The organism is Corallococcus sp. Z5C101001, from assembly GCF_007352635.1.
In the GTDB taxonomy this organism is placed as follows: Bacteria; Myxococcota; Myxococcia; order Myxococcales; family Myxococcaceae; genus Corallococcus; species Corallococcus silvisoli.
The window spans coordinates 196,134-217,450 of sequence record NZ_VKLU01000014.1; the positions used below are offsets into that span (position 1 = coordinate 196,134).

The window sequence follows — 21,317 nt, forward strand, 5'->3', positions numbered from 1 at the left end:
TCGTCGTCCCGGCGCTGTCGCCGGATGGGAAGAGGAACACTCACATGAAGAAGATGCTGTCGTCCGCGATGATGCTGTGCACGTTGGGGCTCTCCGGGTGTGGGGATGACACGACGGATCCGCCGGTGGACAACACGCCCAAGCTGGACACCCAGTCGAACATCCTGGCGTTCCTGGAGGGCAAGACCCTGGTGATGGAGGGGGACAACATCCCCAGCCACCCGCTGTCGCTGGACGAGGACATCAACTGGGGCTCGGCCAGCCAGTGCTTCCAGAAGGTCACCATCGGTGTGGGGGGCAACAACTTCCACGTCAGCAGCATCCCCGGCACCATCCGTGACTCCGCCGGGGTCGGCCAGCCCGGCAGCACCTGCGACCACACCGTCGCGCAGAACGCGCTGGTGTTCGACTCCAAGGCCGTCACCCTCTCCAACATCGCGGCGGACGGCAGCTGCTTCGAGGTCCTCGTGGACTACGGCAGCTTCAAGCAGGAGGGCCGCGCGAAGTTCTCCTCGGACACGAAGAAGCTCTCCATGGAGCTGTACTTCGAGGCCAAGGCCACGGGGTGGCACTGCGCCGACGGTGCGGTGGGAGCCAAGACGGTCAGTGCTTCCGGTCAGCCCTTCACCGGCAACGCGGTGCAGGTCTACGTCATCAACGGCTAGTCGCACGGCGGCGGTGGGCGACTTGGCCGCCCCCGCCGCGCTTCCATCGAGCCGGGTGGGGCATGCCCCCTCGGCTCTTCCGGCAATCCAGCAGGGTCGAGGTGTGTATGTCGGGAGGGTGGTTGGGTGAGGCACGCAGGGTGATGCGCTGGGGCGCCGCGATGCTCGCGCTCGGGCTGGCGCTGCCAGCGGCGGGGCAGACCGCCACGGTCCCCGGGCTCTATTACGGCGACTGGTTCGACGAGAAGGACCGGGAGGAGGACGCGAAGCCTCGCGAGTTCATCCTCATCAACTACTTCTTCACCCGGCTGTCGCTGACCAACAGCGTGGGGGATCCCGCCGGCCTCAAGGGCGTGGCGCTGGGCCCCATCGGCTCGCTGTCCGGCAGCGCCGTCCGGGTGGAGCGGGGGCGCTCGGCGTTCTACGTCGAGCAGCGCTGGATCCCCGTCCTGGAGTACAGCCCCTCCTTCGTGGACGGGCTGGCGTCCTTCCGCGCCCAGTTCGAGGTGGACTACCTCTGGGGCCGCGCCGCCAATGCCTCGCAGCAGAACGAGGGCGGCGGCTTCAACGCGGATCAGGTCAACATCCAGACGAAGAACGTCAACGTCGCGATCTACCCCACGCGCAAGCCCGCCCAGCTCACGCTGCTCATCGGTACGCAGCCGGTCTACGACTCCATCTTCGACCCGACGCGCACGCCGCTCAACGACATCATCCGCACGGGCTACAAGCTGGCGTTCCTGGGCAGCGACGCCACCGGCCTGTCGATCTTCAGCAACTACAAGGGCCTGTCCAAGCTGAGCCTCCTGCCGCTGGGCAGCGCCCAGTCGGACAAGGCGACGCGGGACGATCCCCGCCTGAAGTTCATCTACCTGCTCACCGCCGACTACGCCTACCCCGTGCGGCCCGGGACGAACATCGGCCTGTCCGCGTGGTACCTGCGCGATGACACCAAGGGGGACGCTTATGCCTTCGAAGGCATCGTGAAGAGCGGGCCGTCGTCCACGGGCCTCAGCCCGTTCGTGGGCACCCCCCGCTTCAACATCGAGCGGCCCACCGGCAACGTCTTCTGGCTGGGCGCGAACTTCAACCACAACATCGACTTCCGCACCGGGCGCCTCGCCGCCTCCGGCTTCGTCATGTACAACGGCGGCAGCTACACGAGCGACCGCGCGGACACCACGTTCAACAAGAAGGTGGACATCTCCGGCCTGTCCGCGAACCTGGAGGTGCTCTACCAGTGGGGCCGGGGCCCGGCGGACCTGGTGACGCTGGAGGGCATGTTCACCACCGGCGACAGCAACCTGGATGACGGGCGCTACACGGGCGCCTTCACGCTCAACCAGTACGGCCTGCCCGGCTCGGTGTGGTTCAACCACAAGATGTTGCTGCTGTTCCCCTTCACCAGCACCGTGAACAACTACACGGGCGCGGTGACGGACATCTCCAACCAGGGCTACGGCCTGCGCACCGGCATCGCGAGCGCGGCGTGGGACGTCATCCCCAACAAGCTCAACCTCAAGCTGGCCACCGGCCTGGCCAACTCGGGCGTGACGCCGCCGCGCTGGGACGCGGCCGTGCGGCGGGGGCGCTTCATTGGCGCCGAGGTGAACGCGGAGGTGCGCTACACGATCCGCTACCTCATGACGGTGGGCGTGCACGCCGGTTACCTGTTCCGCGGCGACTTCTACGACGGCTCCACGACGGTGAAGACCAACCCCTTCGCCGCCTTCACCACCTTCACCTGGTACGCGTTCTGACCATGAGCACCTTCCGCGCCCTCAAGGCCCTGCTGCTCGCGGCGGGGCTCGCCTCCTCCTCTGGCTGTGTCCGCTCGTACGCCAGCGCGCCGCCGCTGGCGTTCCAGGACCTGGACTACGCCTCGCCCGGGGCGACGACGCCCTGGCCGGTGAAGCGCATGGCCCTGCCGAACACGGCCGCCACCTACGGCATGACGCGCGTGCCGGAGATGGCCTACGTGGAGCTGCCCGCCGCGCCGGGTGCGCGCACGGTGGTGCTCATCCACGGGCTGGGCAGCTACCTGAAGTTCTGGCGCTCGCAGCTCGACACGCTCAGCCGCGCTGGCTACCACGTCGTCGCGGTGGACCTGCCGGGGTACGGCAAGTCCGACAAGCCCGGCTCCTTCCCGTACACCATGGAGGCCATGGCGGACGCGGTGCGCGAGCTGACGCAGGGCCTGGGCGTCGAGCACCCCATCCTGGTGGGCCACTCCATGGGCGGGCAGACGGCGCTGTCGTACGCCATCCGCTACCCGGACGAGCCCGAGGCCCTGGTGCTGGTGTCGCCCGCGGGCTTCGAGCAGTTCTCCCCGAAGGAGAAGGCGTGGTTCTCGCGGGTGATGAGCACGGAGTTCATCAAGTCCGCGCCCGAATACGGCATCTGGGGCAGCGTGCGGCAGGCCAACTTCCAGAACTGGCGGCCGGAGCTGGAGTGGCTCATCGAGGAGCGCGTGCGGCTGGCGAAGTCGCCCGAGTTCGACGCGTATGCCTATGCCAACGTGCGCTCGGTGAGGGGGCTCGCGAACGATGACTTCGTGCGCGACAACCTCCACCGCATCACGGCGCCCACGGTCATCATCTTCGGGGAGGCGGACCGCTTGATTCCCAACCCGTTCATGCACGGCGGCTTCCCCCGGGACATCTTCGAGTACGGCCACTCGCGCATCGCGGGCTCGAAGCTCGTGGAGCTGAAGGGGTGTGGCCACACCGTGCAGCTCGACTGTCCGGCGCCCTTCAACGCCGCGCTGGAGGCGTTTCTTGGGAGCGTGCCGGCCTCCGGGTCCGCCGCGCCCTAGATGAAGGGTGGTTCAGGTTTCATGCGGTTGCGACGCGACGCGCCTTGCACCGCGCCACCTGAAGACAGTCAGGTCTCGACCCTCGGCCGCCAACCTCCCCCCTGGCGGCCCGGGAGGCACCATGCACGTTCGAGGCATCCGTCGTCTTCGGTGGTTCGCGCACGTCCCCTGGGTTGGCTTCACGGCGCTCGCCGTCGCGGCCGCCATCGGTTGCGGTCCGCTCGGCGCTGAAGCCCCGGACACTCCGGGCTCCCGGGTCGAGCAGGTGGCGCAGGAGCTGACGCAGGTGACAGGCTTTGGGTCCAACCCAGGCAACCTGCAGATGTTCCGGCAGGTGCCTGCCAGCATGCCGGCCAATGCACCGCTCGTGGTGGTGTTGCATGGCTGCACGCAGTCCGCCGCGGCCGCGGAGCCCGGGGGCTGGACCGCCGCGTCGAACGTCTACAAGTTCTACGTCGTCTACGCGCAGCAGCCGAGCAGCAACAACGCCACCAGCTGCTTCAACTGGTTCGAGCCGGGGGACACCACGCGCGGCAGTGGGGAGGCGCTGTCCATCAAGCAGATGGTGGACGCCATGAAGGCCGCCTATTCCATCGACCCGGCGAGGGTGTTCATCACCGGCTTCTCCGCCGGTGGCTACATGGTGCCCGCCATGCTGGCCACCTACCCGGACGTCTTCGCGGCGGGCGCCATCAATTCGGGCGGGCCCTATCGGTGCGCGAGCTCCATGACGGAGGGCTTCAGCTGCATGAGCCCGGGCGTCAACAAGACGCCCGCGGCCTGGGCGGACCTCGTGCGCAATGCGTACCCCGGCTACGCGGGCCCTCGCCCGCGCGTCTCCATCTGGCACGGCACCAATGACTTCACGGTGAAGTCATCCAACCTCACCGAGTCCATGGAGCAGTGGACCCAGGTGCTCGGCATTGACCAGACGCCGGATACGACGGAGACGGTGGCGGGCTTTCCTCACAAGGTGTACCGCGACAGCGCGGGCACGGCGCTCGTGGAGACCTACGAAATCACCGGCATGGGCCACGCTGTTCCAGTGGATCCGCAGCACAGCTTTCCTGGAAGCAGCACGGTCTGCGGCGCGACGGGCGCGTATCAGACGGACGTGAACCTCTGCGGCGTGTACTACCAGGCGCGCTTCTTCGGGCTCACCGACGCCAGCACCCCGCCGGATGACACCGTCCCACCCACGGTGAACGTGACGGCGCCGGCGACCGGCGCCACGGTGAGCGGCACCGTGACCGTGACCGCGAGCGCCTCCGACGCGGTCGGCGTCACGCGGGTGGAGTTCTACGTGGACGGCGGCCTCGTGGGCACGGACACCACGGCACCCTATGAGTTCGCCTGGAACACCACGACGGTCGCCAACGGTTCGCATGCGCTGAGCGCCCGGGCCTTCGATGCGGCGGGGAACTCGGCGCTGGACGCGGACACCTCCGTGACGGTGAACAACAGCGAGACGACGCCGACGATGGTGAGCTTCACCAGCATCCCCGAGGAGGATGGCTACGTGAAGGCGAACGCGGATGGCAGCGCGGCGGCGATTGGCACCCTCACGGGGCTCGCGCTCGGCCGCGGGACGGACGGCAAGCAGAACCGCTCCCTGCTGTCGTTCGACACGGCCAGCCTGCCGGACACCGCCAGCATCACCCGGGCGTTCCTCACCATCGCCTACTCATCCGGCTCCGGCGACCCCTGGGCGAGCCCCGCGGGCAACACGCTCGTCATCGACGTGGCCACGGGCACCTTCAACGCCGCCCCGACGGAGACGGCCGACTGGGCCGCCCCCGCGACCGCGAGCGCCGTGGCGAGCGTGGCGAAGTTCACGTCCGGCACCGCCCGCTCCACGGACTTCACGGGCACGGGGGCCTCCGCGGTCAACAAGGTCGGGCGGACGCAGCTGCGTCTGCGCTTCGCCCAGGACCCAGCGGCGACGGCCTACCTGTTCGTGAAGGACGGCGCGAACGCCACGCTCACCGTCGTCTACACCCCGTAGGTCGCGACCGCGGGAGGACGGCCTCCGGGCCGTCATGGAAGGCGCTCCAGGCCCTGCCCTCCCACAAGAGGGCAGGGCCCGCGCGGATGAGGCCGCCCCTGCTAGCGCGTGGTGTTGCGCAGGTACTGCGCGTAGAAGCGGATGGCGGCCGCGTACCCCTCGACGGAGAGCCGCTCGTCGCGGCCATGCATGCGTGCGAGGTCGTCGCGGGTCATGCGCACGGGCATGAAGCGGTACACGCTGTCACTCAAGGGGTAGAAGTGCCGGGCGTCGGTGGCCGCCACGGTGAGGAAGGGCGCGACCAGCGCCTCCGGGAACACCTGGCGGATGCTTCGCTGCAACTGCCGCCAGCCTTCCGTGTCCAGGCGTGACACCGGGGAGGCTTCGTCGCCCTCGATGGACAGCTCCACCCGCGCATCGTCCACCGCCTCCCGCACGCGGTCTCGCACCGCCTCCAGGCTGTCGCCGGGCAGGGGGCGGACGTTGAGCACCGCGCGCGCCTGCGACGGCAGCACGTTGGGCTTGGGGCTGCCTTCGAGCATGGTGGCCGCGGTGGTGGTGCGGATGCTGGCGTTCGTGGAGGGCGTCGCGGCCATCTTCCGCTCGATGAGGGGGGCGAAGAGCCAGGTGTTGGCGAAGAGCAGGCGCATGCCGAACTCCATCTCCGGCGCCACGTACTCGAACAACCCCCGGGTCGCGCCGCGCAGCCCGGCCTCGAAGGGGTGCTCCTCGATGCGCACCAGGGCGCGGGCGAGGATCCCCGCGGCCGTCTGCGGGGGCGGCATGGACGCGTGACCACCCGCGCTCCGCACCCTCAACTCGAGGCGCGCCGAGCCCTTCTCCGCCACACCCACCAGCGCCACCGGCGCCGCCACGCCGGGCACGAGCCCCACTCCGATGGGGCCCCCTTCGTCCAGCACGGACTCGAGACGCGTGCCCCGCTCGAGCAGCAGCCTGGCCACTTGCGCGGCGCCGTCGCGCCCACCCACTTCTTCGTCCGCGCCGAAGGCGAGCAGCACCGTGCGGCGTGGGCGGTGGCCCTGGGCGAGCAAGCCTTCCACGGCCTCCAGGATGGCGAGCACGCTCCCCTTGTCGTCGAGCGCCCCGCGGCCGTGGACGTAGCCGTCCGCCACCTCACCTCCAAAGGGCGGGTGGCTCCAGGTGGCCTCCGCCTCCGCGGGCACCACGTCCAGGTGGCCCATCAAGAGCACTGGCTTCAGGCCGGGCTCCGACCCCTCCCACGTATACAGGTGCGAATGCGCGCCCACGGCCTCATGCCCCAGCTGCGCATGCACGAGGGGGAACTGAGCGACAAGCTGGGCATGGAGCGCCTGGAACGCGGCGTCCTCTCCGCTCGTCCCGTCCGAGGCGGCGACGGTGCGGTGACGCAGCGCCTGGGCGAGGCGGCCCGCGGCCGCGGGGACATCCACCGAGAAGGGCTCGGCGGGTTCGGCGGGGGCCTGCCGCGAGCCGAAGTGGAGCGTCCGGACGACGAGGATGCCCACGAGGAGGAGCAGGAGGGCCAGCACGGCGAGAAGGGCACGCTTCATCAACTCAGGGCTCCAAGGGAGGGCGCCTCCGAGCGTATCAGCATGCGCGGCGCGACCGCCTGGAGCAGCTCGCCTTCGACCCCGGTCCTCCCGCGACCCGAGGAAGCCCGCCCCCCCCTCCGCGGGTGCGGACGTCCCCCGGCCCCCGAGCGGATCCTCCCTTCCCGAGGAGACCGCTACCGTTTGACGATGTTCAGGTGGGTGTTTCCGCAGTCGCCTTCGTAGCCTTCGATGATGATCAGCAACTGGGTGCCCTTGATCAGGCCACTGAGGCTGATGGCGGACGTGTAGAGGCTTCCGGTGTCGTCATTGCACTTCAGGACCTCGGACGTGGCCTTGTAGTTCCGGATCTCCATGACGGTGTCGTAGTTCGAGTTCCGCGTGGAGAACGAATAGGTGCCTGTCTCAGGGACCTTCCACACGTAGGCGATGTCCCGGGACGAACCGGAGCCGCAGGTGGTGTGCCATTGGTTCGTCGCCGTGCAGGTGGTGGGGTAGATGACCACCGGCTGGCCCATGTTGCTGCCCAGGTCGCCCCCGAGCGTCTCCTGATGCACCGTCCCAATCTCCGCGTCGTCGGTGACGTCAGAGGGATTGGCGGCCTGCTCCCCTTCGCCTTCGGGGAGCGGTCCGCAAGCACCGAGGAACAGCGAACACGTCACACCGACCAGCCATCTGCCGAGGTTCGTCATGGTCCACCCTGGTTCAGCACCGCGAATGACAGGAAGCCCGGCGCACCTGCGGGCGCTCGGGCGGGCAGACACTGGATGCTGTGCCTGCCTGGTATCGCAAAGTGTGCTTGCCTGGCCATGACAGCCATTGTCCCGTTGGTCTGGGAATCGCTCTGTTCAGGATGGTCTGTGTTCCGGGTTCTCAGAAGGACGATGCGAGGGAGGAGGCCCGCGACGTGACCACTGGCGGACGCCTACCGGTCCGAAGGAGGCAGGAAGGGTGCGGCAGCGCGAGGGCTGCGAGCGCTGCCGCACGATGGAGTGACAACGGCCCCGGTCAGTCGTTGGCGTTCCCGGTGGGCTGACCATTCAGGTAGGTCTGAATCACCGGAATCTGGCTGATCTTCGTGGGGTCTCCACCCTTGGCCGGGTCGTAATCCAGGGGATTGGCCCCCAGCACGACGAAGTCCGCCACCTTGCCTGGCTCGATGCTGCCCAGCCACGCGTCGAGCTCGTGCTGACGGGCGGGCTCCACGGTGATCGCGCGCAGCGCCTCCTCGACGGTCGCCGCGTGCTCGGGCCCGAGCACCGTGGTCGTCTTGAAATCAGGATAGGCCCACGTGCGCCGCGTGACGGCCTGCTCCACGAACCAGAGAGGGCGAGCCGGTGTCACCATGGAGTCGCTGTGGAACGAGAAGGGGACGCCATGGCGGCGGTCGAAGAGGACCGGGTCGATGTTGCGCGCGCTCTCCTTGCCCAACATCTGATTGAAGGCGTCTCCCCAATACGCCACATGGCCGATGAGGTGCGTCACGCGCACATCCAGCGCCGGCACCTTCTTCCCGCCCGACACATAGGTGCCCTTGCGCAGGTCGCTGATGTTCTGGGTGACCTGCTCCTGCCCCAACGTGTTGTGGATGAGCAGCGCCCGGTGCGGATTGACGTTCTGGAGCTGGAGCTTCGAGAACGCATCCACGGCCCACTGGTTCGCCAGGTTGCCGTTGGCGTGCAGCTGGAACCGCCAGGACCCCTGCTTCCAGAGCGGGCTCAAGCTGTCGACGATGGCCTGCACGCTCTGGAAGTCGGCCTCGCCCTCCTTCTTGTCCGGGCAGTGCCCGGAGCTCAGGTACTGGTAGGGAGACTCGAGCCAAGCGGTGCAGCCCTGCGTCGAACCGTCCACCCAGAGCTTGATGCCGCCAACGCCCAGCCACCGGGGCAGCTGGCACTGGGGATCCTGGCTCGGATCGCAGGCGGGGCCCGTCGGCTGGATCCCCTGCGCGGGCATTCCGGCGGGAGACACACCGGGGGCGGCCACGACGCCCTGGGTCGCGGCGTCGTAGGTCACGAGGCCCGTGATCCGCATCGGGAAGTCGCGCCGCTCCGCGAGAAACTTCACGGCCTGGATCTGGGACGCGCTCGACAGGCCTCCATCCGCGAGGGTCGTGAGCCCTGCCTTGCGCAGCTCCTGGACGGTCTTCTGGATGTCCTTCTCGTAGGCTTCGACGAGTTGGATTGGATTCGTCTGCACCAGCCCCAGCGGCAGGCTCTTCTCCATCGCCGCCATGAACGGCGCGTACCCGGCGGACTCTTCGATCAACCCGGTGAATCCGTTCGCGTCCGACCGCCACCTTCCGCCGTTGTCCGTGACCGACGCCGGGGTCGTGCAGTTCTTCGCCCCCTTGCAGACGACATCGAAGGCCTTCTGGTTCACGTAGGCCAGGTGGCCGGACTGATCCAGGATGAGCACCGGACGGTCCTTGCTCACACAGTTATCGAGATAGAGCTTCGGCTGCGCCATGAAGGACACATTCCCGCTCACGCCGCAGTTTCCGGCGACGAACTGCTGCCGCGACGGATCCAGGTTCATCCCAAGGATGAACTCCTTGCTGTTGACCTGGGTCTCGGCGGCGATCCGCATCGACTTGAGCGCGCTGAGCAGATCCGCGTGGCTCTCGCAGCCCGGGGCGGAGGCCTCCTTGTAGGGCGGGGGCAGGCAGGGCGCCAGGTTGTGTGACCCCAGCAGGCTCTGGGCCAGCGTCGGCAACAGGTGCAGGTGGGGGTCGATGAACCCCGGCATCAGCACCTGCCCTGACGCCAGACGGACGACGCCCACCCCTGGGCCAAGGTCCTTCATCACTTCCTTTTCGGTGCCCACCTTCACGATGTGGCCACGGCTGTCCACGGAGACCGCCTCCGCGATCGTCCCAAGGTCATCCATGGTGACGACCTTGCCGACAAAGACGGTGGTGCCAGACGCGGGCGTGCCGACCCCTCCCTTCGTCGTGCAGGACGACAGGAGGGCGAGCGCCGCGCAGAACACAAGGGGACGTGGAAGGGCAGGCCAGTGGCCCGCGGACTCTCTGCGAGGGTAACGGTTCATGGAGCTCCTGTAGGGGATGAATCACCGTACACAGACGGACCTCAATCGCACGCATGAAAATTAGGCAAGTCGATGTGCAAGGGATTCTTATCAATCGCTGTCGCTTGAAACTGACACGTCAGAGACGTGTTCTGACGTGTCAATGTCAGCCCTGACGCGTCAGCGATTCCGGTTCGTCGGACCGTGGTGCGACGACGCAGGGTTCGTGCCGCTGCCCGAGGCCCCGGGGCCGACGTGGAGGCACGTGCCCGCCTCCCGCGTTCCTGATATGCGACAGCGGCGCCCGCGCTCCGCCATGCCCCAGCTTCTGGTCCTCCCCGACGGCCGTCGTCTCCCCTTGGACAAGCCCGTCGTCTCCGTGGGCTCCGACGCCACCTGCGACGCCGTGATTGTCGCGCCCGGCGTGAAGCCGAGCCACGCGCTTTTGTTCCGCGATGCGCGAGGCTGGAGCGTGTCCCCTGCGGGGAAGGGCTGTGACCTCAAGGTTCGAGGGCGGCGCGTGGACCTGGCGCCGCTGGTTCCCGGCGACCGCTTCCGCGTGGGCACGGTGGAACTGGAGCTCGTCGAAGCGGTGGAGGCCGTCGCGGGGGAGGCGACGGAGGTGGCCCCCCGGCGACAGGAGGGCCGGCTGGTGGCGGTGCTGGCGGAGCTGTCCTCGCGGCTGCTGGTGCAGCGTCCCCCGCTGGAACTGCTGGAGGTGGCGATGCGGGGGCTCGCCGACGTGGTGGGCGCGGACGTGGGCTTCCTCGTCGCCGCGGACTCGCGGGAGGGACCTCGGCGCGTGCTGTGCTCCACGGGGGCGATGCCCGACGCGGCGGTGGCGGACAGCCTCGTGGACCGGGTGCTGACGTCGGGCGCTCCGGTGCGGGTGGCCGACGTGGAGGCGGACGCGGCGCTGGCCAGGGCGCCCAGCATGGAGGCCCTGCGGCTGGGCTCCGCGCTGGTGGTGCCGCTGCGCGTGGAGCCGGTGCCGCTGTCCGTGGTGTACCTGGGGAGGAGGTTGGGCGCGGCGGCCTTCTCCGCCGCGGATCTGGAGGAGGCCATGGCGCTCTCCGCGCTGACAGCGCTGCTCCTGTCGACCCGGCGCGAGCTGACGGAGCTGCGCGCGCAGGTGGAGGGCCTCACCCGCCGCATCGAGGCTGCGACGTTCGAGGGGCTCATCGGAGAGTCCCCGTCGATGCGTGCCCTGTACCAGCAGGTGGAGCGACTGGGGCCCACGCCGCTCAACGTCCTCATCGAAGGCGAGACGGGAACAGGCAAGGAGCTGGTGGCCAGGGCGCTCCACCGGCGCAGCGGTCGGCGCGGACGGCTGGTGGCCATCAACTGCGCGGCGCTGCCGGAGAGCCTCATCGAGCGTGAGCTGTTCGGCCACGCGCGTGGCGCGTTCACCGGCGCGGGCGCGGCGCGGGCGGGGCTGGTGGAAGCGGCGGACGGGGGCACCCTCTTCCTGGATGAGATTGGCGACATGCCGCTGTCGCTCCAGACGCGCTTGCTGCGCGTCGTGCAGGAGCGCGAAGTGACCCGGCTGGGCGAACACCAGCCGCGCAAGGTGGACGTGCGCGTGGTGTCCGCGACCCACGTGGCCCTGTCGGAGGCGGTGCGGCGGGGCACCTTCCGCGCGGACCTGCGCTTCCGGCTGGAGGAGGTGCGCGTGGACGTGCCGCCGCTGCGAGAGCGGGGGGACGACGTGCTGCTCATCGCCCACCACGTGTTGACGCAGGAGGCGCGCAAGGCGCGAGGCTTCACGCAGAAGGCCACGGAGGCGCTGCGTGGGCACCCCTTCCCCGGCAACGTGCGGGAGCTGACGTCGCGCGTGCGGCGCGCGGCGGTGCTGGCGAAGGACGAGCTGCTCAGACCCGAGGACCTGGAGCTGGGCGGCGACGCAGCGCCCATGATTCCGTTGGAGGACGCGCGGGAGGCGTTCGTCCAGCGCTACGTGCGCGAGGCGATCGCCCGCTGCGGCGGCAGCAAGAAGGACGCCGCGGCGGCGCTGGGCATCGGGCTGCGCTCGCTGTTTCGCTACCTGGGCGAGGAGGACTGACAGGCCGCCTCCTCGGGAGGGGCTGTCCGCGTGCCAGTCCTGGCACGTTTCCCCTGGCGGCGGGCTCTCGGCGGGCCCGAGGCGTCATGCAACCCCCTGGAATCGTGGCGATCCGATACCTCGCGAGGCCGCGGCACGCCCGTTGCGATGGGGGTGCCCATCACCCGCTGGCGGAGGGTCGCCGCGGCACGAACGAACATCCTGGAGACGAACATGAAGCATGTGGTGATGAGCCTGTTCCTGGCGTTGGCGGTGGTGGGCTGTGGCAGCACGAAGGACGATGACAGCGAGGGGCCCGACGGGAAGCCCAGCGAGCAGAGCGCGGAGCTGTGCGGCTCGAGCAAGGCGTGTCCCTCCGGGCAGTTCTGCTTCAACGGCCTGTGTGCCCTGGGCTGCCAGACGAACGCCAACTGCGCGGCGGACCAGTACTGCGACGCCGAGGACACCGGCACGCTCGCCTCGTATTGCAAGAACAAGAAGGTGGCGACCTGCACCTCCAACAGCCAGTGCCAGAGCAACCAGCAGTGCATCGAGGGCCTGTGCAGCCTGACGCCCCCGCCCAACCCGCCCTCGTGCAACCCGAACACCTCCGACTTCAAGGACGGCTGCGACACCTACTCGGTGTGCCTGGATCCAGATGACCAGGGCTCGAAGCAGCCGTACTGCGCCAGCTTCCCGCCGTGCCCCGAGGACGGCGTGTGCCCGACGGGCCTGGGCGGCGCGGTGTGCAACGACGGAATCCTGGCCAACAAGGGCCGCTTCTGCATGCAGGGGCTCTGCCGCGACGGCTCGAACTGCCCCTCGGCGTGGAGCTGCGTGAAGCCCTTCACCGGCTCGGTCCTCGGGTTCTGCAGCCCGGGTGACTTCGGCTTCCCCTGCACGGAGAACGCTCAGTGCAAGAGCGGCCAGTGCTTCTCCGCGCCCGGCGTCATGGGCGCCTGCATGTAGCGGGTGAGGGGGGCCTCGTGTTCCCCCGTCGGGGAACATGAGGCCCCTCGTGTTGGGGGGCTGCTCTTCGCGCGTCCCTCCGCGTAGAGTCGCCCGGGCCTTGGTGATGCGCCGCTTCCTCCTGCTCTCGTTGGTGCCCGCGCTGGTGCTGTTCGCCGCGACGGGCTGTCCGCTCGACATCCGCGTCCGCTGCGACGAGTCCCAGGGCTGTTCCCAGGGGCAGGTCTGTGTGGGAGGGGAGTGCGAGCCCGTGGACGCGGACCGGCTGGGGGAGGCCTGTGGCGCGGATGCTGACTGCGGTCCGGGGCTCACCTGCGGCATGGGGTTTCCGGGCGGGTATTGCCTGCTGGCGTGCTCCGCGAAGCGGTCCTGTCCGCGAGGCAGCGTGTGCGCGACGGAGCTGGGGCAGTGCCTGCGGACCTGCGGCGAGGACTGTGTCCGGCCGGGATATGGCTGCGGGGTCGTGCCGGATCCGTCTGGCACCCTGAACGCCTGCGTGCCGGTCACGCCGCCGACGGACGGAGGTTGCACGGGGGCGGGGTGCGAGGTCCCGGATGGCGGTTGTCCCGACGCCGGCTGCGTGAAGCCGGATGGAGGTTGCACGGGGGCGGGGTGCTCGCCGCCGGACGCGGGATGTTCGAGCACGGTGGAGCTGGGGGGGACGTGCTCGCGGGCGTGCGAGTGCGCGGATCCCGCGGCGGCCTGTGAAGGCGGAGCGTGCACGCTGAAGTGCTCGTTGGACTTCACGTGTCGCGATGAGCGGCGGTGCACGAATACGCACTGTGTGGTGGGGCCTCGACTGGGAGGGGCGTGCAGGGACTCCTTCGACTGTCCCGGCATCGCCACGTGTCCCAGGGAGCGACTGCGGTGCGAGGAGAAGTGCAATCCCGCGGGTGCGGGCCTCTGCGAGCCGGGTTACCAATGTGCTCCGGACGGACTGTGCGTGCGGGAGTGTTCGGGGACTCCGTCGTCGGTGGGAGAGGTCTGCGAGAACTCCTTGGACTGCGCGCCCTGTAGCGTGTGTCTGTCGTCGGGGACGGCATTGCGGTGTCGGCAACCCTGCCGGCTGGACCGGGACTGCCCCGGAGGGGCGACGGGCGCCTGCGAGCAGGTGGGGGACACGAAGGCCTGTCGGCTGTCGCTGTAATCTGTTCGGGTTGCTCGCGGGAGCGCGCTCCCGGAGAATGCCCGGGTGATGACGGGTGAGGTGCTTGCGGGCCGCTACCGACTCGAGCGGGAGTTGGGGCGTGGGGGAATGGCCACGGTCTTCCTGGCCACGGACCTGCGGCTGTCGCGCCCGGTGGCGGTGAAGCGGATGCACCCGGGGGGCGGCGCGGGCCGCGCGGAGCGCTTCCGCCGGGAGGCCGAGCTGGCCGCGTCGCTCCATCACCCCAACGTCCTGGGGGTCCACGACTACGGCGAGGATGGGGACCAAGGCCCGTTTCTCGTCTGCGAGTGGGTGCGGGGCGAGGACCTGCGCGCGCTGGCGGCGAGGCTCGCGCCGGTGCCGCCCGAGGCGGTGATGGTGCTGGGCTGGGAGCTCGCCCGGGCGCTGGCGGCGGCGCACGCGCGCGGCATCGTCCACCGCGACGTGAAGCCTGACAACGTGCTGGTGGCGGAAGGAGGCCCGCTGAAGCTGGCGGACTTTGGCCTCGCCGCGCTGGAGGATCAGGAACGCCTCACGAGCACGGGAGCGGTGACGGGCTCGTTGCCGTACATGGCGCCCGAGCGCATCGACACGGGCGCGTACTCGCCCGCGTCGGATGTGTACGCGGTGGGGGTCATCCTGTTCGAGCTGTGCTCGGGCAGCACGCCGCACGCGGGCAAGGGCGCGGCGCACCTGGCCGCATCGGTGATGACGAAGGATGCGCCGTCGCTGACGGAGGTGGTGCCGGGCACGCCCGAGCCGCTGGCGGCCCTGGTCGCGCGGTGCCTGGCGAAGGATGCACGGGACCGACCGCACGACGGGGCCGTGTTGGCATTGGCGTTGGAGGAACTGCTCCAGCGAGAGGTGGGGCCGCCCGCCGACGTGGCTCGGGAGTTCCTGGCGAACCCGGTGGCAGGTGCCATTCGATGGCGCCGGGCTCGCTTCGAGCGGTTGCTGGAGGAGGGGCGCGGACTGCTGGCGCGCGGAGAGGGTGCCCGGGCCGCGAAGGTCCTCAACGCCGCGCTGGCGCTGGAGCCGACGTCCGCCGAGGTGGCGGCGTTGTTGCGCGAGCGGCCGAGGCGCGCTGGGGGGAGGGCTGGCGCCGTGGGCGCGGGGCTCGTGCTCTGCGCGGTGGTGGGGTGGGGTGGATGGACGCTCACTCGAAGGAGCGAGGGGACAGCGGGTGGCGCCGTGACATCTGGAGTGGAAGTGGCGAGCGTCACCGCGCGTTCGAACGAAGACCTCGCGGGGGAGCCGGTGGAGTCTCCTCGGGGGGCTGGTCAGGGCCCCGCCGCGGAGGTCGCGCCGCGGAAGTCGTCCCTGGAAACGGCGCCCGTTGTCGGCTCCTCCGGCAGCCGCACGAAGGACGGTGCCGTGGTGGAGAAGCCCGCTCGGCCCTCCGTTTCAAGAGGGCGTCCGGACGGAGTGGAGTCGGCGAAGCCAGCCGTGCCCTCCCTGCCGACAAGTCCCTCGGCACCGCCCCCGGCTCCGGAAGTGGGAACCCCCGTCCCCGAGCGGCCCGCCGTGGTGAAGGTGACGGCACGCCCATGGGCAGAGGTCTTCGTGAACGGTGAGAGCCAGGGATACACGCCCCGCGTGCGTGAACTCTCGCTGCCCGCGGGGACCTACCGACTGCGCTTCGTCAATCCGCTGTGTGACGAGGTCGACCAGGAGGTGACGCTCGCTCCGGGGGAGACCGTGACGCGCGACGTGGTGTTGTCGCTGCGCAAGGCGGAGGTGCTCATCCTCGCTCCGGCGGGCGCGCGGCTCTTCGTGGACGGCCGAGAGGTGGGCCTCGCGCCTCTCGCTGCTCCGGTGCGGGTCGAGCATGGGCGTCACACGGTGACGGCACGCCGCGCGGGTGCGCCTCCCTTGCAGCGAGAGGTGGACGTGGTGGCTGGTCGTCGTCTCGAAGTGGCGCTGGAGGTGACGCCGTGATGTGCGCGGCCTTGATGATGGTGGTGCTCGCGGCGTCCCCGCTCGACGGCGCGCGCGGTGCCTACCAGTCCGGAGAGCTGTCCCACGCCCGCGCCGAGCTGGAGTCCCTGCTCTATCCGCTGCGGCTCGACGGAGATGTGCTGGAGGCGGAAGCGCACCTGCTGCTCGCGGCCACCTACCACGCGCAGGAAGAGCTGGCTCGCGCGGAGGACGAGGTGGTGCGAGGGCTGGCCGTTCACGGCGACTCGGTGCTGGACCCGCTGTTGTATCCGCCGGACTTCCTCGCGTTCGTCGAGCGCGCGCGTACTCAGCACCAGGCCCGCATCGCGGAGCTGCGCGCCGAGCGGCGTCCCCGGCTGTTGCCACCGCCAACCCCCATTGTCGACCCGCTCCTGCGCAAGGACGAGCTGCCTACCGCGCCAGCGCTGACCCGTGCCTGGTATCTGGCGCCCTTTGGCGTGGGGCACTTCAAACACAAGCGCTCGGGGATGGGCACGGTGCTGGCGGTGACGCAGGGGTTGGGACTCGCGGCCGCGGGAGTCTCGCTGGGGACCGCGCTCTCGCTGCGCGGGCCGGACGGCCGCTACAGCGCGAGCGACGCGGGGACGGCGCGGACGCTCAACGTGACGTACCTGGTGGGGGCCTACGCCTTCGCGGTGGCCTACGCGTATGGCGTGTTGGACGGGATGGTGGTGACGCCCGCCCCGCCAGTTCGCCCGGCGCCCTGAGCGTTGGGCGGGAGGCTCGTCTCGGCGCCACTGCTCGAGCACGCGGGCTCCCTGTGCTGAAGGGAACCCGCGTGCGGGCCGAAAGGGCGCCGCCTGACCTCTGGTCCGGGGGGCGCCTACTTCACGGGGAAGAGGTGCAGGTATGGCCGCGCCTCCTCGAAGACGCGCGCGACCGTCGGTCTTGCGAGGATGCGTTCGAAGTACGCGGTGAGGTGCGGGTGTTGGAACGGCTCGACGCGAGCCGCGTAGAAGAGCGCGGGCGCCGCGGCGCAGTCAGCGAGCGTGAACGTGTCGCCGGCCGCCCAGGTTCGTCCTGGCAGACGCGCTTCGAGGACGTCGTACGAGGTGCGCAGTGTGTTGCGCGCGCGTCCGACGCCGATCGGGTCGCGCGCGTCGGCGGGCCGCAGCCGGTCGGCGACGACCTTGCCCACCTGCTCGTTCACGTGCAGGTCGAACACCCGGTCGAGGAGCCTGCACTCCAGGGCCGCCTCCCGGCCGGAGGGGATGAGTCCAGGGCCCAGGTGCTCGACGATGATGCTCGACTCCGCCACGACGTGGCCGTCGTCCTCGAGCACCGGGAAGCGGCAGTACGGCCAGCGTCGCGCGAGCGCTTCGCGGTCGGCGGGAGCCCCGAGGTCCACGAAGCGCCGTTCGAACGGCAGTTCGAGCTCGTAGAGCGCGATGAGGACCTTCTGACAGAACGACGAGAGCGGGTGGAAGTAGAGCGTGCGCATCAGCATCCCTCGATCCAGAAGCGGTGGCCGTTGGCGCGGAACGGCACGCCGAGCTCCGCGCACACCTCCGCGAGGAGGTCCGGGCTGAAGAAATAGTTGGCGAGGTGCGCGACGCGACCCTCCTCGCCGCGCAAGAGGGTGAGCGCGCGCACCGCCTCTCCGTCGTCGTGCGAGTACCAGTGCAGCAGGACCCAGTTGCCGCGGTGCTCGCGGGCCTCCACTCGCGGCGCGACGGCGCGCACGCCCTGGATGAAGCGCGGCTCGATGCCGCCGCGCCGCTCGGCGTCCACCATTCGCTCGACGCCGAAGAGCATGCCGTACAGCACGGTGCGCCGCGCCGCTTCCGGGCCGTACTGCGTCGTCGCCCCCACCACCTCGACGATGGCGCTGTCGAGCAGGAGCGCCGTGAGCGCGTCGAGATCGCCCGCGTTGAAGGCGGCGCAGAAGGCGTCGAGGGCGCCTGGGGCAGGGGCGCGCGTCAACGCCGCGTCGGAGTCCGCGAGCTTGCCGCGCCCGCGGTGCAGCGCCGCCTTCACCGCGCCCGCCGTCGTGGACAACGTCTCCGCGATGTCCTCGATCGAGAGTTCGAAGACGTCCTTGAGCACCACCGCCGCGCGCTCCTGCGGAGGGAGCCTCACGAGCAGCGTCCCAGCCGCCTCGCGGGTCGGGCGCGGGTCGGCCTGAACCGGGGGCGCCTCCATGGGGACATCTTCCGGTCGTGCCCGGCGCGTCCGGTCGATCCACAGGTTCGTGGCGACGCGCAGCAACCACGCGCGGGGGTTGGGCGGCGCGGCGCCCAGCTGTCCGAGCGTGACGAAGGCGCGCGCGAGGGTGTCCTGGGTCAGGTCCTCGGCGTCCCACGGGCTGCGGGTGAGGTACCGGCTATAGCGGTAGAGCTCGGAGCGGTGCGGCTCATAGACATCGAGGAAGCGCTGCCATGAACCGCGCAGCGTCGACGGGAGTGGGTCTGGAGGAGGCGTCATGCAGGGAGAACGGCCGAGGGCACCGAAAGGATACGTCCCTTCTCACGGGCCGGGCCGTTCTGGCGCCGGTTGCCACCGCGCGCTCCAGCGCGCGATCCTGCGCACCGCCATGCCATTCCCGCTTCTGGTCATCCTCCTGGCACTCTTCGTGGGAGCGCCGCTTCTGCTTCTGCGGCACTTCCTTACGTTTCGCACCCTCACCCTTCAGGTGCGGCAGCGAGGTCTGCACACGCGCGGCAAGGTGCTCCGTGTCCAGAACTCCAAGACCCGGTCGACGAGCACCGTCTACTACTCCTTCCGCCCGGTGGAGGGGCCTGAGGTCGAAGACCAGTTCACCGAGTCCGCGGAAGAGGCGGCCTCCAAACGGGCCCCAGGCAGCCCCCTCGACATCGCCTACCTGCCCGAAAATCCCAGACAGCACCTGCGCGAGGACGTGGGGTTCGAGCGGCCGCAGGTCGTCCTGGTGATACTCCTGGTCCTGTCCTTCGCGCTCTGCGGCGGCTCCGGCGTGCTGGGGGGCTATCTGCGAGGGTGAACCTCAAGCAACGCGGAAGACGACCTTCCCTTCCGTCTTCCGTGCGGCCATGTCCCGGTGTGCCTGAGCCACGGCTTCAAGGGGACGCGGCGCACCCATGACGACCGAGAGCTCGCCGCGCTGGACGAGCGCGAGGACTTCCAGGAGCGCCGCCCGCAGTTCCTCTTGGGGCAGGGTGAAGGTCGCGAAGCCCGAGACCGACTGGTTCCGAGCGATGAGGCCCGCCATCTGCTCCCGGCCGAGCTGCGTGTCGAACATGCTCTCCGCGCCGAACAGGACCAGTCGTCCTCGCGGCGCGAGCGCCTGAAGGCTCCGGGCGCCGGTCTCGCCGCCACCCGAGACGAAGACGACATCGGCGCCGCGCCCACCCGTGGCCTCGCGGACGCGTTCGGGCCAGTCCGCGCGTGAGGTATCCACGGTGGCATCCGCGCCCAACCGGTGCGCCAGGGCGCGTCGGGCCTCATGGCTCGCGCCTCCGATGACGCGCGACGCGCCCAGCTTCTTCGCCAGCTGCACGAGCAGCGTCCCAACGCCTCCTCCAGCGGACGGAATGAACACCGTGTCGCCTCCCTGGAGCCGAGCCCCCACGCGAAGCCCCAGGAGCGCCGTGGGCCCGTGCGCGGGGAGCCCCACCGCCTGTTCGAAGGAGACCGCGTCCGGGATGGGAATCAGCGCCGAAGCAGGAGCGAGCGCGTACTCCGCGAAGGCTCCCTGTCCCGGCAGGAGCGCGACGACCCTCGCGCCTGGAGCGACGCCGTGGACGGAGGCGCCGGTCGCATCCACCACCCCCGCGGCCTCCAGGCCAGGAATGAATGGCAATGGCGGCACGCCGGGCAGGCGTCCCTCCCGCTGCGCGAGGTCAGTGAAGTTGAGCCCGGCGGCATGCACGCGGATCCGCACCTCGCCGTCACCGGGCACCGGGGTCGGCACGTCCTCGAGGCGAAGCTGCTCGGGCGCGCCAAAGGCACGCAACAGGATGGCTTTCATGGGACTGACTCCTCTGGGGCGGACCGTCGAACGCGTGGACGCGCTCGCCCTGCCGCTCACGGGATGGACCTATAGTCCCGCTCTGGAGGACGAACATGCGCCAGAAGTCCGTTTCCATGGTCCAAACGTCCGGTGACTCAGCCGGGTTCGACGTCCTCACGGAAGTCCTGGGCGGCATCCAGCTGCGCAGCAAGGTGCATGGACGCTACGAGCTGACGGCGCCTTGGGGCATGCGCATCGACGGCTCACCCAATCCCCTCTTCTACGCCGTGATGCGCGGCAACTGCCTGCTGTCCACGGACGAGGAATCCCTGACGCTCGTGGGCGGTGACTTCGTGTTCATCCCCGCTGGGGTGCGCTTCACCTTGCGGGATGCGAAGGGAACCCGGGCACTGCCCGTGGAGGAGGTCTATGCGACGCGCGGGCCCATGCGCTGCGGGGGCCTGCTCCATTACGGGGGCGGAGGCGTGGCCGCGACACTCCTCGTGGGCTCGTTCGCGTTCGAGGGGGAGGCCCTGAGCCCGCTCTTGCGGCACCTCCCCACGCTCCTGCACGTGAAGGGCGACGGCATCCCGGCGTTGCCCTGGCTGGAGCCGACGCTGCGGTTCGTGGCCTCCGAAGTCGAAGCCAGACAGCCCGGCTATGACACCATCGTCAGCAGGCTCGCGGACGTGCTCTTCGTGCAGGCGCTCCGGGCGCACATGGATTCAGCCTCCCACGCGAACGGGTGGCTGAGGGCCCTGGTGGACCCGCGCATTGGCAAGGTGTTGCAGCGCATCCATGAGAAGCCACAGGCTCCCTGGACGCTGGCGGGCCTCGCGAAGCTCGCCAGCATGTCGCGCACCCTCTTCGCGGAACGTTTCCGGGCGCTCGTGGGGGAAGCGCCGCTCGCGTATATCGCTCGCTGGCGCATGCATCAGGCCATGGTCCTGATGCGCGACCCCGGCAAGTCGCTGGCCGAGGTCGCCCGCGACGTGGGCTACGAGACGGAGAGCTCCTTCGGCAAGGCCTTCAAGCGCCATGTCGGGATGACGCCCGGAACCCATCGTCGCGGTGTTTCACCCCCCGCGATCCGCTGACGCCTCGACAGTCCTCCCGCGTCCGACACCTGAGCGCTGGCCGTCTGATGAACGGCCGCTCGTTGCGAACACGCGCTTCCTCCTGGATGGGATGGAGCCGCTGGCAGCGCG

At 69.8% G+C, this 21,317-nt stretch carries 17 protein-coding genes; 11 read left to right on the forward strand and 6 right to left on the reverse strand.

All coding sequences use genetic code 11. The features are described 5' to 3' along the window. The first annotated feature begins 44 nt into the window (after positions 1 to 44). The 4 genes from FOF48_RS29250 to FOF48_RS29265 all read left to right on the forward strand — a co-directional run bounded on the left by FOF48_RS29250 (position 45) and on the right by FOF48_RS29265 (position 5,485). The gene (locus tag FOF48_RS29250; RefSeq protein WP_143906926.1) at positions 45 to 665 is read left to right on the forward strand and encodes a hypothetical protein; all 621 of its coding nucleotides are present in this window, start codon (positions 45 to 47) and stop codon (positions 663 to 665) included. Between the two features lie 143 nt (positions 666 to 808). Continuing rightward, the gene (locus FOF48_RS29255; RefSeq protein ID WP_235685796.1) at positions 809 to 2,425 is read left to right on the forward strand and encodes a hypothetical protein; all 1,617 of its coding nucleotides are present in this window, start codon (positions 809 to 811) and stop codon (positions 2,423 to 2,425) included. Between the two features lie 2 nt (positions 2,426 to 2,427). Next, the gene (locus tag FOF48_RS29260; RefSeq protein ID WP_143906930.1) at positions 2,428 to 3,480 is read left to right on the forward strand and encodes an alpha/beta fold hydrolase; all 1,053 of its coding nucleotides are present in this window, start codon (positions 2,428 to 2,430) and stop codon (positions 3,478 to 3,480) included. 121 nt (positions 3,481 to 3,601) lie between these two features. Then, entirely contained in the window at positions 3,602 to 5,485 is a 1,884-nt protein-coding gene (locus tag FOF48_RS29265) for a PHB depolymerase family esterase (protein ID WP_143906932.1), read from the forward strand. A gap of 101 nt (positions 5,486 to 5,586) precedes the next feature. On the opposite strand, the gene FOF48_RS29270 is transcribed toward FOF48_RS29265, so the two are convergent. From FOF48_RS29270 to FOF48_RS29280, 3 genes are all read right to left on the reverse strand, one after another. Next, positions 5,587 to 7,035, reverse strand: coding sequence for a M20 family peptidase (locus tag FOF48_RS29270; RefSeq protein WP_143906933.1), 1,449 nt, complete (start codon positions 7,033 to 7,035; stop codon positions 5,587 to 5,589). Between the two features lie 176 nt (positions 7,036 to 7,211). Next, complete coding sequence (locus FOF48_RS29275; protein WP_143906935.1) at positions 7,212 to 7,727, reverse strand: hypothetical protein; 516 nt, start codon at positions 7,725 to 7,727, stop codon at positions 7,212 to 7,214. Positions 7,728 to 8,043: 316 nt separating this feature from the next. Next, positions 8,044 to 9,924, reverse strand: coding sequence for an amidohydrolase (locus FOF48_RS29280; RefSeq protein WP_370456610.1), 1,881 nt, complete (start codon positions 9,922 to 9,924; stop codon positions 8,044 to 8,046). Positions 9,925 to 10,381: 457 nt separating this feature from the next. On the opposite strand from FOF48_RS29280, the gene FOF48_RS29285 reads away from it, so the two are divergent. The 5 genes from FOF48_RS29285 (at position 10,382) to FOF48_RS29305 (ending at position 16,888) form a co-directional block, all read left to right on the forward strand. Further along, entirely contained in the window at positions 10,382 to 12,127 is a 1,746-nt protein-coding gene (locus tag FOF48_RS29285) for a sigma 54-interacting transcriptional regulator (protein ID WP_143906939.1), read from the forward strand. A 213-nt stretch (positions 12,128 to 12,340) separates the two neighbouring features. Beyond that, positions 12,341 to 13,075 carry a hypothetical protein gene (locus tag FOF48_RS29290; protein WP_143906941.1) on the forward strand — a complete coding sequence of 245 codons (735 nt, stop codon included), beginning with the start codon at positions 12,341 to 12,343 and terminating at the stop codon, positions 13,073 to 13,075. Between the two features lie 106 nt (positions 13,076 to 13,181). Then, complete coding sequence (locus FOF48_RS37320; RefSeq protein WP_255442802.1) at positions 13,182 to 14,222, forward strand: hypothetical protein; 1,041 nt, start codon at positions 13,182 to 13,184, stop codon at positions 14,220 to 14,222. A gap of 108 nt (positions 14,223 to 14,330) precedes the next feature. Next, the gene (locus FOF48_RS29300; protein ID WP_255442804.1) at positions 14,331 to 16,160 is read left to right on the forward strand and encodes a serine/threonine-protein kinase; all 1,830 of its coding nucleotides are present in this window, start codon (positions 14,331 to 14,333) and stop codon (positions 16,158 to 16,160) included. Next, positions 16,160 to 16,888, forward strand: a complete 729-nt coding sequence (locus FOF48_RS29305; RefSeq protein ID WP_255442831.1) for a hypothetical protein — start codon at positions 16,160 to 16,162, stop codon at positions 16,886 to 16,888. Before FOF48_RS29300 ends, FOF48_RS29305 begins: the two co-directional genes overlap by 1 nt. Before the next feature lie 116 nt (positions 16,889 to 17,004). Here FOF48_RS29305 and FOF48_RS29310 read toward each other — a convergent pair whose 3' ends face one another. Both FOF48_RS29310 and FOF48_RS29315 read right to left on the reverse strand, forming a co-directional pair. After that, positions 17,005 to 17,628, reverse strand: coding sequence for a glutathione S-transferase family protein (locus tag FOF48_RS29310; RefSeq protein WP_255442805.1), 624 nt, complete (start codon positions 17,626 to 17,628; stop codon positions 17,005 to 17,007). Beyond that, positions 17,622 to 18,605, reverse strand: a complete 984-nt coding sequence (locus tag FOF48_RS29315) for an RNA polymerase sigma factor (RefSeq protein ID WP_143906947.1) — start codon at positions 18,603 to 18,605, stop codon at positions 17,622 to 17,624. Before FOF48_RS29315 ends, FOF48_RS29310 begins: the two co-directional genes overlap by 7 nt. Before the next feature lie 109 nt (positions 18,606 to 18,714). Here FOF48_RS29315 and FOF48_RS29320 point away from each other — a divergent pair, with 109 nt between their 5' ends. Beyond that, positions 18,715 to 19,140 (forward strand): DUF3592 domain-containing protein, encoded by a 426-nt coding sequence (locus tag FOF48_RS29320; protein ID WP_161665716.1) that lies wholly within the window; start codon positions 18,715 to 18,717, stop codon positions 19,138 to 19,140. A gap of 3 nt (positions 19,141 to 19,143) precedes the next feature. Here the strand turns inward: FOF48_RS29320 and FOF48_RS29325 are convergent, their stop codons facing one another. After that, a complete protein-coding gene (locus tag FOF48_RS29325) occupies positions 19,144 to 20,127 on the reverse strand; it encodes a zinc-binding dehydrogenase (RefSeq protein WP_143906951.1) in 984 nt (327 codons plus the stop codon). A gap of 116 nt (positions 20,128 to 20,243) precedes the next feature. Here FOF48_RS29325 and FOF48_RS29330 point away from each other — a divergent pair, with 116 nt between their 5' ends. Next, positions 20,244 to 21,206: an AraC family transcriptional regulator gene (locus FOF48_RS29330; RefSeq protein ID WP_186002111.1), complete on the forward strand. Its 963-nt coding sequence runs from the start codon at positions 20,244 to 20,246 to the stop codon at positions 21,204 to 21,206. Positions 21,207 to 21,317 lie beyond the last annotated feature (111 nt).